Source organism: Bradyrhizobium sp. Rc2d (genome assembly GCF_900099855.1).
Lineage (GTDB): Bacteria > Pseudomonadota > Alphaproteobacteria > Rhizobiales > Xanthobacteraceae > Bradyrhizobium.
Map to the genome: position 1 here is coordinate 21,322 of NZ_FNCU01000044.1, position 14,817 is coordinate 36,138.

General features: G+C 64.5%; 14 protein-coding genes. 6 read left to right on the top strand and 8 right to left on the bottom strand.

The features are described from left to right. Positions 1 to 63 precede the first annotated feature (63 nt). The 3 genes from BLV07_RS35395 (at position 64) to BLV07_RS35405 (ending at position 2,910) form a co-directional block, all read left to right on the top strand. Entirely contained in the window at positions 64 to 1,746 is a 1,683-nt protein-coding gene (locus tag BLV07_RS35395; protein WP_091895105.1) for a long-chain fatty acid--CoA ligase, read from the top strand. 15 nt (positions 1,747 to 1,761) lie between these two features. After that, on the top strand, positions 1,762 to 2,316 hold the full coding sequence (locus BLV07_RS35400) for a DUF924 family protein (RefSeq protein ID WP_091895106.1): 555 nt from the start codon (positions 1,762 to 1,764) through the stop codon (positions 2,314 to 2,316). Positions 2,317 to 2,424: 108 nt separating this feature from the next. Next, on the top strand, positions 2,425 to 2,910 hold the full coding sequence (locus BLV07_RS35405; RefSeq protein WP_091895200.1) for a peroxiredoxin: 486 nt from the start codon (positions 2,425 to 2,427) through the stop codon (positions 2,908 to 2,910). A gap of 162 nt (positions 2,911 to 3,072) precedes the next feature. Here the strand turns inward: BLV07_RS35405 and rnhA are convergent, their stop codons facing one another. Genes rnhA through ispH form a run of 3 tightly spaced genes read right to left on the bottom strand, consistent with a single transcriptional unit; the run spans position 3,073 to position 5,492 of the window. Next, a complete protein-coding gene (gene rnhA / locus BLV07_RS35410) occupies positions 3,073 to 3,537 on the bottom strand; it encodes a ribonuclease HI (protein ID WP_091895107.1) in 465 nt (154 codons plus the stop codon). After that, a complete protein-coding gene (locus BLV07_RS35415) occupies positions 3,534 to 4,517 on the bottom strand; it encodes a homoserine kinase (protein WP_091895108.1) in 984 nt (327 codons plus the stop codon). The genes rnhA and BLV07_RS35415 overlap by 4 nt, the downstream gene beginning before the upstream one ends. A 6-nt stretch (positions 4,518 to 4,523) precedes the next feature. Continuing rightward, a complete protein-coding gene (gene ispH / locus BLV07_RS35420; RefSeq protein WP_091895109.1) occupies positions 4,524 to 5,492 on the bottom strand; it encodes a 4-hydroxy-3-methylbut-2-enyl diphosphate reductase in 969 nt (322 codons plus the stop codon). A gap of 264 nt (positions 5,493 to 5,756) precedes the next feature. Between ispH and BLV07_RS35425 the strand changes: the two genes are divergently transcribed. Both BLV07_RS35425 and BLV07_RS35430 read left to right on the top strand, forming a co-directional pair. After that, on the top strand, positions 5,757 to 6,452 hold the full coding sequence (locus BLV07_RS35425) for a DUF1013 domain-containing protein (protein ID WP_164935139.1): 696 nt from the start codon (positions 5,757 to 5,759) through the stop codon (positions 6,450 to 6,452). A gap of 140 nt (positions 6,453 to 6,592) precedes the next feature. Further along, a complete protein-coding gene (locus BLV07_RS35430; protein ID WP_091895111.1) occupies positions 6,593 to 6,775 on the top strand; it encodes a hypothetical protein in 183 nt (60 codons plus the stop codon). 141 nt (positions 6,776 to 6,916) lie between these two features. On the opposite strand, the gene BLV07_RS35435 is transcribed toward BLV07_RS35430, so the two are convergent. The 5 genes from BLV07_RS35435 to BLV07_RS35460 form a co-directional block, all read right to left on the bottom strand. Beyond that, positions 6,917 to 7,663 (bottom strand): OmpW/AlkL family protein, encoded by a 747-nt coding sequence (locus BLV07_RS35435; protein ID WP_091895201.1) that lies wholly within the window; start codon positions 7,661 to 7,663, stop codon positions 6,917 to 6,919. Positions 7,664 to 7,854: 191 nt separating this feature from the next. Next, positions 7,855 to 8,124, bottom strand: a complete 270-nt coding sequence (locus BLV07_RS35440) for a hypothetical protein (RefSeq protein WP_091895113.1) — start codon at positions 8,122 to 8,124, stop codon at positions 7,855 to 7,857. 238 nt (positions 8,125 to 8,362) lie between these two features. After that, the gene (locus tag BLV07_RS35445) at positions 8,363 to 10,273 is read right to left on the bottom strand and encodes a propionyl-CoA synthetase (protein ID WP_091895115.1); all 1,911 of its coding nucleotides are present in this window, start codon (positions 10,271 to 10,273) and stop codon (positions 8,363 to 8,365) included. 395 nt (positions 10,274 to 10,668) lie between these two features. After that, positions 10,669 to 12,051 carry a tetratricopeptide repeat protein gene (locus BLV07_RS35455; RefSeq protein ID WP_091895118.1) on the bottom strand — a complete coding sequence of 461 codons (1,383 nt, stop codon included), beginning with the start codon at positions 12,049 to 12,051 and terminating at the stop codon, positions 10,669 to 10,671. A 130-nt stretch (positions 12,052 to 12,181) separates the two neighbouring features. Continuing rightward, positions 12,182 to 12,943, bottom strand: a complete 762-nt coding sequence (locus BLV07_RS35460; protein ID WP_091895119.1) for a tetratricopeptide repeat protein — start codon at positions 12,941 to 12,943, stop codon at positions 12,182 to 12,184. A gap of 119 nt (positions 12,944 to 13,062) precedes the next feature. On the opposite strand from BLV07_RS35460, the gene BLV07_RS35465 reads away from it, so the two are divergent. After that, on the top strand, positions 13,063 to 14,697 hold the full coding sequence (locus tag BLV07_RS35465) for a cation:proton antiporter (RefSeq protein ID WP_091895120.1): 1,635 nt from the start codon (positions 13,063 to 13,065) through the stop codon (positions 14,695 to 14,697). Positions 14,698 to 14,817: the final 120 nt, after the last annotated feature.

The following is a 14,817-nucleotide window of genomic DNA, read 5'->3' on the forward strand; positions in this document are numbered from 1 at the left end:
GATACTGGCGGCAATGAGGCAAGCCCGAGACACAACGGGCTCAGTTAGATGAGGGGAGTTTCCATGGAGCGCATCTGGCTCAAGCAATATCCGCCCGGCGTGCCCGCCGATATCGAGCCGACGCAATACGCCTCGCTGGTCGACCTTTTGGAGGAGAGCTTCACCAAGTTCGCCGACCGCAAGGCGTTCATTTGCATGGACAAGTCGATCAGCTATCGCGACCTCGACCAGATGTCGGTCGCGCTCGCCGCCTATTTGCAGGGCCGTGGGCTGCAGCGCGGCGCCCGTGTCGCCATCATGATGCCGAACGTGCTGCAATATCCGGTCGCGACCGCTGCCGTGCTGCGCGCCGGTTTCGCGGTGGTCAACGTCAATCCGCTCTATACCCCGCGCGAGCTCGAACACCAGCTCAAGGATTCCGGCGCCGAGGCCATCATCGTGCTGGAGAATTTCGCCCACACGGTCGAGCAGGTGATCGCGAAGACGCCGGTGAAGCATGTCATCGTCGCCAGCATGGGCGACCTGCTCGGCTTCAAGGGCGTGATCGTCAATCTCGTCGTCCGTCGCGTCAAGAAGATGGTACCGGCATGGTCGCTGCCGGGCGCGGTGCCGTTCAACGACGCGCTCTCCGCCGGCCGCGGCATGACCTTCAACAAGCCAAAGCTCTCGCCGGGCGACGTCGCCTTCCTGCAATATACCGGCGGCACCACCGGCGTCTCCAAGGGCGCCACCCTGCTCCACCGCAACATCGTCGCCAACGTGCTCCAGAACGACGCCTGGCTCCAGCCGGCGCTCGCCGCGCCGCCGCATGTCGATCAGCTCATGATCGTCTGTGCGCTGCCGCTCTATCACATCTTCGCACTGACGGCCTGCTACCTACTCGCGGTGCGCGCCGGCGGCTGCAATCTCTTGATCCCCAATCCACGCGACATCGCCGGCTTCGTCAAGGAGCTGGCGAAATACCAGGTCAACAGCTTCCCGGCCGTGAACACGCTCTACAACGGCCTGATGCATCATCCCGACTTCAAGAAGCTCGACTTCTCCAAGCTGAAGATCTCGAACGGCGGCGGCATGGCGGTGCAGCGCTCCGTGGCCGATCAATGGAAAGCGATCACCGGCTGCTTCATCGCCGAAGGTTACGGCCTGTCGGAGACCTCGCCGACGCTGACCTGCAATCCCGCGACGGCAACGGAGTTCACGGGTACGATCGGCATCCCCGTGCCTTCGACCTGGATCTCGATCCGCGACGACGACGGCAACGAACTCCCGCTCGGCCAGGCGGGCGAGATCTGCGCCAAGGGCCCGCAGGTCATGTCCGGCTACTGGAACAGGCCGGAGGAGACCGCCAAGGTGATGACCGCTGACGGATATTTCCGCACCGGCGACATCGGCGTGATGGACGAGAAGGGCTACACCAAGATCGTCGACCGCAAGAAGGACATGATCCTGGTCTCCGGCTTCAACGTCTATCCCAACGAGATCGAGGAAGTGATCGCGAGCCATCCGGGCGTGCTCGAATGCGCCGTGATCGGCATCCCCGATTCCAAGTCGGGCGAGGCGGTGAAGGCCTTCATCGTCAAGAAGGACCCGAACCTCACGGCGGAAGCCGTGATCAAGTTCTGCCAGGAGCAGCTCACCGGCTACAAGGTGCCCAAGCACATCGAATTCCGCAACGACCTGCCGAAGACCAATGTCGGCAAGATCCTGCGCCGGCAGCTTCGCGACGAGAAGAAGGCGGCGGCGTAAGGCCGCTTTCCATTCATGCTGGAAGTCGGCGACATCACGCCATCGGACATTCTCACCTTCTGGCGCGAGGCCGGCCGCGAGTGCTGGTACAAGCGCGACGACGCTTTCGACGCAGAGGTCAGGCGCCGCTTTCTCGCCCTGTGGCAGAAGGCGGCCGCCGGCGAGCTTGCATCATGGGAGACGAGCGACGACGGCGCGCTCGCGCTCGTCATCGTGCTCGATCAGTTTCCCCGCAACATGTTCCGCGACACGCCGCAGGCTTTTGCCAGCGACGCGCAGGCGCGCGATGTTGCCCGCCGCGCCATCGAAAGGGGCATAGATCGCAGGGTCGATCCCATCCTGCTCGAATTCCTCTATCTGCCCTTCATGCATTCCGAGCACCTGGCTGACCAGCTGCATTGCGTTGCGCTGTTTCAAAACACCGACAATGCCGTGAACCTGAAATACGCTCGCGAGCACGCCGACATCATCCGACGGTTCGGCCGCTTTCCCCACCGCAATCGCCTGCTCGGCCGTGACACGACTGAGGAAGAGCAGGCCTTCCTCGACGGCGGCGGTTTTACGGGCTGATGACATCACGGTGAACAGCCGCTGCCTTCGCCGCTTCCGCCGCCGGCAATATTGTGCAGGCCGGCGCCACGGTCTAAAAAGCGGGACCGATATTCAGGGAGACCGATGATGGCGATCCAGACTGGCGACAAGCTGCCCGAGGCGAAATTCCGCGTGATGACGGCGGAAGGTCCGCAGGTGAAGACCACCGACGATATCTTCAAGGGCAAGAAGGTGGCGCTGTTCGCGGTGCCCGGCGCCTATACCGGCACCTGCCACAAGATGCATCTGCCGAGCATCTTCCTCAACGCCTACGCCATGAAGGACAAGGGCGTCGACACCATCGCCATCGTCTCCGTCAACGACGCCTTCGTCATGAATGCCTGGAAGCGCGACACCGACCAGCGCGACGAGGCCATCTTCCTCGCCGACGGCAACGCCGATTTCACCAAGGCGATCGGCATGGAGCTGGACGCCTCCGCCAACGGCCTCGGCATCCGCTCCAAACGCTATTCGATGCTGGTCGAGGACGGCGTGGTCAAGAAGCTGAACCTCGAGGCGATGCCCGGCAAGGTCGAGGTCTCCGGCGGCGATACGCTGCTGGGGCAGCTGTAAGGCGCGACATTCTCGCGCCACTTGCACAACTGTCATCGCCCGCGAAGAAGGCGGGCGATCCAGTACGCCGAGGCTTCTCGGCTCAACCACAGCCGCCTCTGGAATACTGGATCGCCCGGACAAGCCGGGCGATGACGCCGGAGAGCTTGGCGACGACGTCGCCTACTCCCTCACCCTCTGCTGCAACCGCGCCATCGCGATCCCGTCTCGCGCCAGTTGATCGGCGCGTTCGTTTTCGGGATGGCCGGCATGGCCCTTGACCCAGTGCCAGCGGACTTCGTGCTGCTTCAGCGCGGCATCGAGACGCTGCCATAGCTCGACATTCTTCACCGGCTTCTTGTCGGCGGTGCGCCAGCCGTTGCGCTTCCAGCCGAAGATCCACCCCGTGATGCCCTGACGGACATATTGGCTGTCGGTGTAGAGATCGACCGTGCACGGCTTCTTCAGTGCTTCGAGCGCGGAGATCGCCGCCATCAACTCCATCTGGTTGTTGGTGGTGTGGCGCTCGCCGCCGTTCAGCTCCTTCTCCTTGTCGCCGAACTTCAGGATCGCGCCCCAGCCGCCCGGCCCGGGATTTCCCGAGCAGGCGCCGTCGGTATAGATCGTGACATTCGGAAGCTCGCTCACGCCACCAGTCCTGAGGGCATCAGCCCATAGTCGCGTACGCTCGTCACGCTCTGATGGAAGCGCAGCTTGCGGACATATTCCAGCGGATCCTTCGGCTTCACCAGCGCGCCCGGCGGCACGTTGAGCCAGTCGACCAGCCGCGTCAGCAGGAAACGGATCGCAGCACCGCGCGCGAGCAGCGGCAGCGCCGCCTCCTCGGCTTCGGAGAGCTTTCGCACCCGGCCATAGGCATTGAGGAAGGCGCGCGCCTTGGTGACGTTGAAGGAATGATCCGGCTCGAAGCACCAGGCGTTGAGGCAGATCGCGATGTCATAGGCCAGCATGTCGTTGCAGGCGAAGGTGAAGTCGATGATCCCCGAGAGCCGGTCGCCGAGAAAAAAGACGTTGTCGTTGAAGAGGTCGGCGTGGATCACGCCCTCCGGCAGGTCGGTCGGCCAGACCCCGCTCGAGAGATGATCGAGCTCGGCGGCGAGGAACGCGCGCAGGCCCGGCTGTACCTCGTCGGCACGGCTTGCGGCCGCATCGAACAGCGGCCGCCAGCCAGCGACCGAGAGCGTATTGGCGCGCTTGATCGCGAAGTTGACGCCAGCCAGATGCATCTTCGCCAGCGCCTCGCCAACGCCGGCGCAATGGACCACGTTCGGCTTGCGCGGCCACACGCCTTCGAGAAAGGTGATGATCGCGGCCGGCCGGCCCGACAGCTCGCGCAGCGCCTCGCCGTCCCTCGCCTTCACCGGCAACGGGCAGTTGATGCCGTGCTCGGCGAGATGCGTCATCAGCGCGAGGAAGTAGGGCAGGTCGTTCTTCGCCACGCGTTTCTCATAGAGCGTGAGGATGAACGATCCGGTCGTCGTATGCAGCAGGAAGTTGGAGTTTTCGACGCCCTCGGCGATGCCCTTGTAGGAGAGCAATTCGCCGAGATCGTATTGCTTCAGGAAATCCGCAAGCTCGTCGGCGGCAACGTCGGTGTAGACCGCCATGCAGATTTACTCTGCGGCGGCTTCGGGGCGCACCGAGCGCGGCAGCGGAAAGAACTCGTTCTCTTCCGCAGCCGAGACCGTCTCCACATGCAGCGTGTAGCGCTCGGCGAACGCGTCCATGATCTCCTCGACGATCACTTCCGGCGCCGACGCGCCCGCAGTGATGCCGAGGCTCGTGATGTTGCCGAACTTGTCCCAATCGAGGTCGGTGGCGCGCTGCGCCAGCACCGCGATTCTGCAGCCCTCGCGCTCGGCGACCTCGCGCAGGCGCTGCGAGTTCGACGAATTCGGCGCGCCGACCACGATCAGGGCGTCCACCACCGGCGCCACCTTCTTCACCGCGAGTTGGCGGTTGGTGGTGGCGTAGCAGATGTCTTCCTTGTGCGGCCCGTTGATGTTCGGGAAGCGCTCCTTGAGCAGCGCCACGATCTCCGCGGTGTCGTCGATCGACAATGTGGTCTGGGTCACGAAGGCGAGGTTGTCAGGGTCCTTCGGCGTAATGGTCTTGGCGTCCTCGGCGGTCTCGATCAAGGTCACGGCGCCGACCGGAAGCTGGCCGAGGGTGCCGACCACTTCGGGATGATGCGAATGGCCGATCAGGAAGATCTCGCGGCCGCGCTTGAAGTGGATCGCGGCCTCGCGGTGCACCTTGGTCACCAGCGGGCAGGTCGCATCCAGCGAGAACAAATTGCGCGACTGGGCATCGGCCGGAACCGACTTCGGCACGCCATGGGCCGAGAACACCACCGGCGCGGTGGTGTTGTCAGGTATTTCGGCGAGCTCCTCGACGAAGATGGCGCCCTTCTTCTTCAACCCATCGACGACGTACTTGTTGTGCACAATCTCATGGCGAACATAGACGGGGGCGCCGTATTTATCGAGCGCCCGTTCCACGGTGTCGATCGCCCGGACCACCCCGGCGCAGAAGCCGCGGGGAGAACAAAGCACGATCTTGAGGTCTGGTTTGGCTGACATTGAGCGATCTCGGGACCGAATCACCCGTTTCGCCTTCTGGCGGGGGCGGTCGATGGATGGAATTGGGCTTAAAACAGCTGCTTGGACCTTACAGCGACTTTAAAAGGAATTGGGCCCCCTTTCGGGCGCTGTCAAGGCACTATCTATAGCAGAACCATTGCGTGGCTACCCCCTCCGGGCTTATATAGCGCGAATTCCCTGTCATCGCTGATGACCACCGGTTTCGCCTCCAGAGGGGTGGGCGAAGCACAAAGGAGATTTGCCATGAGCAACGCACCTCTGATGCCCAAGGCGACCGCCGTCTGGCTGCTCGACAACACCGCGCTGACCTTCGACCAGGTCGCCGATTTCACCAAAATGCATCCCCTCGAAGTGCGCGCGATCGCCGATGGCGACGCTGCCCAGGGCATTAAGGGCATGGATCCCCTCTCCAACGGTCAGTTGACCCGCGAGGAGATCGAGAAAGGCGAGAAGAACCCGGACTACCGGCTTCGCCTCCAGGAGAGCAAGGTGGTGCTGCCGCCCCAGCCCAAGCGCAAGGGCCCGCGCTACACCCCGGTCTCGCGCCGCCACGAGCGGCCGAGCGCCATCCTCTGGCTGCTGCGCAACCATCCGGAACTGAAGGACGCCCAGATCATGCGCCTGGTCGGCACCACCAAGAGCACGATCGCGAGCGTGCGCGACCGCACCCATTGGAACACATCGTCCCTGACCCCGATCGACCCCGTCACCCTCGGCCTCTGCTCGCAGATCGAACTCGATTTCGAGGTGCAGCGCGCCGCCAAGGAAAAGCCGATCGACGCAGCCTATGGCGGCGCCACCTTGCTGCCGGCCTCCGAGACCACCAAGAAGGACGAGTACGAGCCCGCGGAGAAGTCCAGCGACGATCTCAACGTCGACGCCGTATTCGCCAAGCTGAAGACGCTCGGCGGCAAGAAGCAGGAGGACGAGGAGGAGTAGGCTTCCTTCCCTGCACCGCATCCGGTTCGAACGCGGCGGAGCGATCCGCCGCGTTTTTGCTTGCGGGCGGGAACTTTCGCGACACCGCTACCGGAACGATGCGGCTGACGTCGCATTGTTTCCAGCGCGGAGGATCAGCGATGCGGGACGAAAACCATTTTGCGTTGATGCTGGGGCGCGCTGTCCTGGCAGCATGGGGCGACATGCCCAGGGATATCCAGGAAGCCCTGTTCGAGATTGCCCTGACGGACCGCCCTGGCGATCGCGACGATTTGGCGAAGCTGCTGCATGAGCGGCATCCGCGGACGGCGCACGCGGGATAGCCGCTTTCCACCGTTATCGCATTCGCTGGTGAGACGATGCCAAGCACCGTCAATGTCAGGCCCCGGCGATGACGATCCCATAACAATCAAACGGAAAATACACCGCGGCGCCGGGGCCCGACCCGGCGCCGCGAAACGCCGTCAGAACTTGTAGGTGACGCCCGCGCCAACCAGCCACGGGTCGATATGCGCAGTGCCGGTGACGGGCAGGCCAGAGACGGTCGCCGAGTAGTCCGGCCGCAGCCAGAGCTTCTTCACGTCGACGTTGAGCCCCCAGTGCCGGTCGAGCATGTAGTCGAAGCCGAACTGCACCGCCCCACCCCAGGCATTGCTGACGTGCAGGCTCGTGGTGGTGGCGACGATCGCGGGCGGCCCGACGATCGCGGCCGGCGTGTTGGCGGCCGAATTGTTGAAGAACACGGTGTAGTTCACACCGGCGCCGATATACGGCTTGAACGCGCCGAAATTGTCGAAGTGATATTGCAGCGTCAGCGTCGGCGGCAGCAGGGCGGTCTTGCCGATCGGCAGGTTCGCGAGCGAACCGGTGCCGCTGATCGAATGCCTGGTCACGCCGAGGATCAGCTCGGCCGCGATGTTCCTGGTGAAGAAATAGCTGATATCGAGCTCGGGCACGACCTGGTCGCTGATCGAGAGGCCCGAATTCGGCGACGACAGCGACGGCACGCCTGCAACGTTGACAGTGCTGCCGCCGGCATCCGGCAGCACGCCGAGCACGCGCAGGCGCACCATCCAGGGATTGAAGCTTTCTACCTGTGGCAGCGCCTTCTTGTAGACCGGCAGATCGGCGGCCTGCACTGAGGCAGAAGTCACCGCGAGCATCGCGCCAATCGCTGCGAGCCGTGCCAAGTTTCTTATCGTTCCGTCCATCTTCATTCCCCTTCAGCATCTCTCGCGCGTCGTTGCGCGATACGAGCGTCAGAGCAGAAAGGAGATGATGAAGGATTTGACGCCGATCAAATCAGGACAGGCCGCCTGCGATTTGGTCGCGGCGTGGCAGATGTGTCACGGGAAACGTGAGTGCAGGCAAGCGGCGCGGCATGATAATTCCGCGCCAGCGTTCACGGCCGTTCCGGATGGTTCAGCATGTATTCGCCGAGATCGCGCTGACGGCGGTCGGCGCGCGCGGTGGCCGCATTGCGCTGGACGTCGCGGTCCTTGCGGCAGGCCACGTATTCCGGCGAGCCCTGCGCATAGCCGCGGCTCTGACAGACGGCGTCGTCGTCGTCGCCGCCCACCGCCACCGGCGTCTGGTAACGCGCAGAGCAGGCGGAGAGAACGATGGCGAGAGTGACGGCTGCAAGCAGACGCGACGTGGCGGCGAGTGGCATACGAGGTCCCCTATTGGCCGGCACTGTTTAACGCGGAATGCGGAGAATGTAAGTCCTTGGATACCGTCCCCTCTCGCTGTCATTCCCCGCGGAGGCGGGGAATCCACTACGCCGCGGCGGTCATTGGGTCACACAACTGCCGCCGCGGAGTACTGGATCGCCCGCCTGCGCGGGCGATGACAGCGGAAGGTGGAGAGGGCGGCATTGCGCCTCACAGGCAGAACGACCGGCGCAAATCTCACACCCTCCCCTTCAGCGCCGCGCCGATTTCGTCGAGCACCCTGGGATCCTCGATCGTCGCCGGCATGGTCCAGGCCTCGCCGTCCGCGATCTTCTTGATGGTGCCGCGCAGGATCTTTCCGGAGCGCGTCTTGGGTAGGCGGCCGACGGTGATCGCGAGCTTGAAGGCGGCGACCGGGCCGAGCTTGTCGCGCACCAGCGCGATGATCTCCTTCTCGATCTCGGCGGGCGCACGCGTCACGCCCGCTTTCAGCACCAGGAAGCCGCAGGGCACCTCGCCCTTGATCGCGTCCTTGACGCCCAGCACCGCGCATTCGGCCACATCCGGATGCGAGGCCAGGATCTCCTCCATGCCACCGGTAGAGAGGCGATGGCCGGCGACGTTGATAATGTCGTCGGTGCGGCCCATGACGAAGACATAGCCGTCCTCGTCCTTGTAGCCGGCGTCCGAGGTTTTGTAATAGCCGGGAAATTCGCTCAAGTAAGATTCCTTGAAGCGCGCGTCCTGATTCCACAGCGTCGGCAGGCAGCCCGGCGGCATCGGCAGCTTGATAACGATCGAGCCCATGGTGTTGGGGCCAACTGGCTTTGCCGCTTCGTCGACGATGTCGACTTGGTAGCCTGGCATCGGCACCGTCGGCGAGCCGTGCTTCACCGGCAGCATGCCGAGGCCGACCGGATTGCCCGCGATGCACCAGCCGGTCTCGGTCTGCCACCAATGATCGATCACCGGCACCTTCAGCTGCTGCTCCGCCCATTCCACCGTCGGCGGATCGGCGCGCTCGCCGGCGAGGAACAGCGTGCGGAATTTCGAAAGGTCATATTGCCGGATGAATTTTCCTTCGGGATCCTCCTTGCGGATCGCGCGGAACGCGGTCGGCGCCGTGAAGAAGGCGACCGCCTTGTGCTCAGAGATCACGCGCCAGAACGCGCCGGCATCGGGCGTGCCGACCGGCTTGCCCTCATACATGATCGTGGTCGCGCCGTGGATCAGCGGCCCGTAGACGATATAGCTGTGGCCGACCACCCAGCCGATGTCCGAGCCGCACCACCAGACCTCGCCCGGCTTGACCCCATAGAGATTGAACATCGACCAATTCACGGCGACGAGGTGACCGCCATTGTCGCGCACCACGCCCTTGGGGATGCCTGTGGTGCCTGACGTATAGAGGATGTACAGCGGATCGGTGGCCGCGACCGGCACGCAAGGGGCTTTCTTGCCGTCGTTCATCGCCTTGCGGCGTAAGCTCGCCCAATCATAGTCACGGCCGGGCGTGAGGTCGCAGGTGTGCTGCGGACGTTGCAGCACGATACAGGCCTTCGGCTTCGTGCTCGCGAGCTTGATCGCCTCGTCGAGCAGCGGCTTGTATTGCACGATGCGGCCGGGCTCGATGCCGCAGCTCGCGGAGAGAATGAGTTTCGGCTGGGCGTCGTCGATGCGGGTGGCGAGTTCCTTGGCGGCAAAGCCGCCGAACACCACGGAATGCACCGCGCCGATGCGCGCGCAGGCGAGCATCGCGACCACCGCCTCCGGCACCATCGGCATATAGAGAATGACGCGTTCGCCCTTGGCGACACCAAAATCCCGCATGATCGCGGCAAGCGCCTGCACCTCGCTCAAAAGCTCGGCGTAGGTGATTTTGGTGACGCTGGCCGTCAGCGGCGAATCATGGATCAGCGCGACCTGGTCGGCGCGGCCGCGTTCGACATGGCGGTCGAGTGCGTTGTAGCAGGTGTTGACCACGCCGCCGGCGAACCAGCGGCCGTAGGTTCCTTGCCTGGAATCGAAGATGGCCTTCGGCGGCTCGATCCAGTCGATCTCCTTGGCCGCCTCGGCCCAGAAGCCCTCGGGGTCCGCCAGCGAGCGCGCATGGACCTCGTGATAGAGACTCTTGCCCTGGATGTTCATTCCCGCGCTCCCGTTCCCTTTCTGGCCTGGCCCTGACCCTTGTGGCAGGACGGGCGTCCCGCCATGACCAGGATCAAGTGCCGGCCCTGTTTGAGGCTATTTTCCCGGGAACGGGCCGCGGTTCAAGCCGAAAAGGATGGGCCTTTTGGCGGAGAGGCGTAGAGCTTGCGCGGCATCGGCGCTGCGCTCCCTCTCCCGCTTGCGGGGGAGGGCTGGGGTGGGGGTGCCGCCGCGTTGGGATAGTCCGAAGCTTATGGAGAAAGTCTCCAAGGGGAGAAAGCCCTCACCCGCCGCGCTCGGGACGATGCTTCGCATCGCCCGGGGCGCGTCGACCTCTCCCGCAAGCGGGAGAGGTAACCGAGCCAGCCGCGCGACTTCGGTTTCCTCAGTGCTTCTCAACCCTCCATCGCGTTCAACCGCTGCAGCCGCTCCTGCATGACCTTTTTCAGATCATAGCCCGGGCGACGGAAGCTCGCATCGCGCGTGACGAGGAAATCGCGCTGGGACTTGCGCAGGCCATCCGCCGAGCGCTTGCTCGCGGATTTCAGCACCCGCTCGTAGGCCTCGGCGATCTGACGGTCGAGCACGCCGAGCTGCGGATCGGCGCAGATCACCTTCTCGACCTCGCGCTTGGCGGAGGCGCAGTCGAACGACGGTTCGCTGGGAACGGCGTTCAGCACACTGCGCGGCTCGCCGCCGAATTTTGCGATCTCGGCGATCATCGCGCGGCGGCCGTTGAGCGCGTTCTCATTGGCGGGATCGAGCCGCAACGCCGCCTCGTAGTCGGCCAGCGCCTTCTTGCGCTCGCCCATCTTCTTGTAGAGCACGGCGCGGTTGTTATAGGTCTTGGCAAAATTCGGATCGAGTTTCAGCGCGTCGTTGTAGTCCGACAGCGCAGCACCGAGCTCGCCCTTGAACTGGTAGGAGTCGCCGCGGTTGGTCAGGAAGTTCACCCGCTGCTCGAGACGGATCGCCTGATCGTAATCGGCGATCGCCTTGTCGTACTCCTCCATCGCGGCATAGGTGAGACCGCGGTTGTCGAAATACTCCGGCACCTTTGGATCGAGCCGGATCGCCTCACTGTCGTCTGCGATCGCCTTGTCGAGCTCGCCGAGCTTCTTGTAGGCGGCGCCGCGGTTGGTGTAACTGCGCGCCCGGCTCGGATCGAGGCGCAGCGCCTCGCTGAGGTCAGCGACGGCCTTGTCGTAGTCGCCGCGCAGATAGAAGGTCGCGCCGCGGTCGGACCAAGCCTGGGCGAAATCCGTCTTCAGCTTGATGGCCTGATCGTAGTCTGCAATGGCGCGGTCGAAGCGATGCTGGTTGGTGTAGACGACGCCGCGCAGCTCGTAAGCCTCCGCATCCTGCGGATCGAGCTCGATCGCCTTGGTCAGATCCGCCGCGGCGCGATTGAGGTCGCCGCCGGCCTCGCGCAAGAGGTTGCCGCGCACGCGCCAGGCCTTTGCGTTCTTGCCGTCGAGCGCGATGGCGCGGTCCAGATCGCGCAGCGCCTGCGACTGGCCTCCGGAGGTGCGCACATTGGCTTCGGCGCGAGCGACGAGCGCAATGGAGCGTTCAGACGCCGGATTTGCGCTCTGGTCGATGATGGCGCTGCACGCGGAGATCAGGTCCGCGGGAGCAGCCTTGCTGCCCGGCACGCAATCGGTGCCGGCGGCGGCTGGAGCGACGAGGGCTAGGCTCATTGCCGCGCCGAGGAAGAACGCGCGCAGCGAAATTTTGGCAAACGAGGGCATTTGCGCGGAATAAGGCGTGCCGCACATGGCATAGGGCTCCGTGACGTCGGGTTCTCACCGTTGTCGCGGCTGGCAAGCGATGGGTTCAAATCGGGGCGTGTGAGGGGAGCACTGGCGCTTCTCTCCCTCGCCCCGCGAGCGGAGAGAGGCGAAGAGCTCAATATCCGTCCACCCCATTCAACCGCTGCAACCGCTCCTGCATCGCCTTCTTCAGGTCGTACCCAGGCCGGCCGTACCCGGCATTTCGGCGGGCAATAAAGTCATCCTGCTCGCGCTGGAGCGCCTTGGCCTCGCCCGCATTGCGCGCCTCGCGGATCGCGCGGGCATTTGATGCAAAAATCTCCCGGTCGAGATCGGCGAGCTCCCGATTGCCGCAGATCGCCCTTTCCACCGCACGGCGCGCTCGCGCGCAATTGAAGCTGGGCTTGCCGGCGACTGCCATCTGCGCCCCGATCCGCTCGAGCTCGCGCGCCATCGCCTTGTGATTGGCCTTGGCCTTCTCGTGGTTGGGATCGATTCTGAGCGCCGCGCCGAAATCCTGCACCGCCTTGGGCTTGTCGCCCTTCTTCAGCCAGAGCTCGCCGCGCGCGTTGAAGATGTCCGCGAGGGCGGGATCGAGCAGGAGTGCACGGCTGTCGTCGGCGATCGCGCGGTCGACCTGGTCGTGACGCGCATAAAGCGCGCCGCGCGCGATCAGCGCCTTGATCAGATCTTCCTTCGCGATCTTCTCATCGTCGATCACGGCCGCGCAGGCCGTGACGGCCTTGTCCACCTCGTCGGCCGCGGTCGCCGCAAGGCATGGCGCGACGTCGACCTGCGGCACCGCGACCGGCTCGCTGCCCGTCGCGGCATGGGCCGCGGCGAGCGAGAGCGCGCAGAGCAGCCCGGCGCCTGACAGTTGAATGAGAAAAGAACGCATGCTCGCTGCAGTCGGAAAGTCTTGCCTTCAGCCTTATCGTCAGCCTTGTGGTCGGCCTCACCTTCAATCTTGCCTTGCCGCCCCACTATCCATCATTAGGGCCGGATTGGTGCTAGCTTGTGGTGTCGCTCAAATCGGTTTCGGGGATCATCGTGTCGACATTCGAATGGATCATCGTGCTTCTGCTCGGCGCTGTTGGCTTATCGGCGCTGGCGCGGCGGATCAAGGTCCCCTACCCGACCTTCCTCGCCATCGGCGGCGCGCTGATCGCCTTCGTGCCGTCGAGCCCGTCCTGGACGCTGGAGCCGGACCTGGCTTTGGCGCTTTTTGTCGCACCGGTCCTGCTCGATGCCGCGTTCGACACCTCGCTGCGCGATCTGCGCAACAATTGGGTTCCGGTCTCGACCCTTGTCGTCGCCGCGGTCGGCCTCACCACGGTTGGTGTGGCCTATGTCGCGCACCGGCTGATGCCCGACATGCCCTGGGCCGCTGCGGTCGCGCTCGGCGCCATCGTGGCGCCGCCGGATGCCGCGGCCGCGGTCGCGATCCTGAGCCAGGTGAAGCTGCCCCACCGCATGGTCAAGGTCCTGGAGGGCGAGAGCCTGCTCAACGACGCGACCGCGCTGCTGATCTATCGCATCGCAGTCGGCGCGATCGCCACCGAGCACCTGACGTGGAGCCAGGTCGCACCGACCATGGCACTGGCGCTGGTCGGCAGCGTCATCGCCGGCCTGCTCGCAGGGCGCATCATTCCGCTGTTCATGGAGCGGGTGACGGAGGCGCCGAGTGCCATCATCGTGCAGTTCGCCACCACCTTCCTGGTCTGGATCGCCGCCGAGCATCTCGGCCTCTCCGGCATCCTTACCATCGTGGTCTACGCCATCACGGTCGCGCGCACGGCGCCGGCGCGCATCCCGGCGCGGCTGCGGGTGCCATCCTATGCGGTCTGGGAGACGACGGTGTTCGTGCTCAACGTGCTCGCCTTCATGCTGATCGGCATGCAGATGCGGCCGATCTGGACGCGGCTCGATGCCGACGTGCGTTGGGAATATTGCGTCGCCGCCGCCTGGATCCTGCTCACCGTGGTGCTGGTCCGGCTGTGCTGGGTGACGTTCTACCGCACGACGCTGCGCGTGCTGGTCGCCCACGGCATCTATCATCCGAAGGATCCAAAACAGGTCGCCTCGGCCAAGGGCGGCCTCATCATCTCCTGGTGCGGCATGCGCGGCCTCGTCACGCTCGCCACCGCCTTCGCCCTGCCGGAGAACTTTCCCTATCGCGACTTCATCGTCTTCATCGCCTTTGCAGTGGTGCTGGGATCGCTGGTGATCCAGGGCTTGACGCTGCGGCCGCTGATCCTGGCCTTCGGCCTCAAGGACGACGATCCCGTCGGCATCGAGGTCGCGCGCGGACGCGCCATCGCCTATCGCGCCGCGCTCGACGCCATCGAGAGCGATCCGTCGGAGGAAGCGGAGATCCTCAGGCTCGAATATCGCGCCATCCTGATGCAGGCCGAGACCGATCCGAACGGCGGCATCGCCAATGGCGAATTGCCTGCCGATCCCCTGCGCCGCCGCGCCATCGAGGCCGCGCGCAAATCCATCTTCGATCTGCGCGCCACCGAGGTGATCGGCGACGACGCCTTCCACAAACTCGAGGAAGAGCTCGATCGCGCCGAATTGAGCGCGGGGGGGGATAGGCCAAATCGGCCGTCGTCCCGGACAAGCGAAGCTCCAGACAACGCGCAGCGTTGACGGGAGCGGAGCGCCGATCCGGGACCCATAACCACAGGATGTGGTTTGACGAAGACTCGGAGTTACCAGCTCGTGCGGTAACTCAACCCTGTGGTTATGGGTCCCGGATCTGCGCGCGCT

What these genes read in the sequence shown, in the direction of transcription:
- BLV07_RS35425 (WP_164935139.1), top strand. Translation starts at nt 5,757, where the DNA reads ATGAGCAACGCACCTCTGATGCCCAAGGCGACCGCCGTCTGGCTGCTC.
- ispH (WP_091895109.1), bottom strand. Translation starts at nt 5,492, where the DNA reads ATGTCAGCCAAACCAGACCTCAAGATCGTGCTTTGTTCTCCCCGCGGC.
- BLV07_RS35430 (WP_091895111.1), top strand. Translation starts at nt 6,593, where the DNA reads ATGCGGGACGAAAACCATTTTGCGTTGATGCTGGGGCGCGCTGTCCTG.
- BLV07_RS35405 (WP_091895200.1), top strand. Translation starts at nt 2,425, where the DNA reads ATGGCGATCCAGACTGGCGACAAGCTGCCCGAGGCGAAATTCCGCGTG.
- BLV07_RS35415 (WP_091895108.1), bottom strand. Translation starts at nt 4,517, where the DNA reads ATGGCGGTCTACACCGACGTTGCCGCCGACGAGCTTGCGGATTTCCTG.
- BLV07_RS35400 (WP_091895106.1), top strand. Translation starts at nt 1,762, where the DNA reads ATGCTGGAAGTCGGCGACATCACGCCATCGGACATTCTCACCTTCTGG.
- BLV07_RS35460 (WP_091895119.1), bottom strand. Translation starts at nt 12,943, where the DNA reads ATGCGTTCTTTTCTCATTCAACTGTCAGGCGCCGGGCTGCTCTGCGCG.
- BLV07_RS35445 (WP_091895115.1), bottom strand. Translation starts at nt 10,273, where the DNA reads ATGAACATCCAGGGCAAGAGTCTCTATCACGAGGTCCATGCGCGCTCG.
- BLV07_RS35455 (WP_091895118.1), bottom strand. Translation starts at nt 12,051, where the DNA reads ATGTGCGGCACGCCTTATTCCGCGCAAATGCCCTCGTTTGCCAAAATT.
- BLV07_RS35435 (WP_091895201.1), bottom strand. Translation starts at nt 7,663, where the DNA reads ATGGACGGAACGATAAGAAACTTGGCACGGCTCGCAGCGATTGGCGCG.
- BLV07_RS35395 (WP_091895105.1), top strand. Translation starts at nt 64, where the DNA reads ATGGAGCGCATCTGGCTCAAGCAATATCCGCCCGGCGTGCCCGCCGAT.
- BLV07_RS35440 (WP_091895113.1), bottom strand. Translation starts at nt 8,124, where the DNA reads ATGCCACTCGCCGCCACGTCGCGTCTGCTTGCAGCCGTCACTCTCGCC.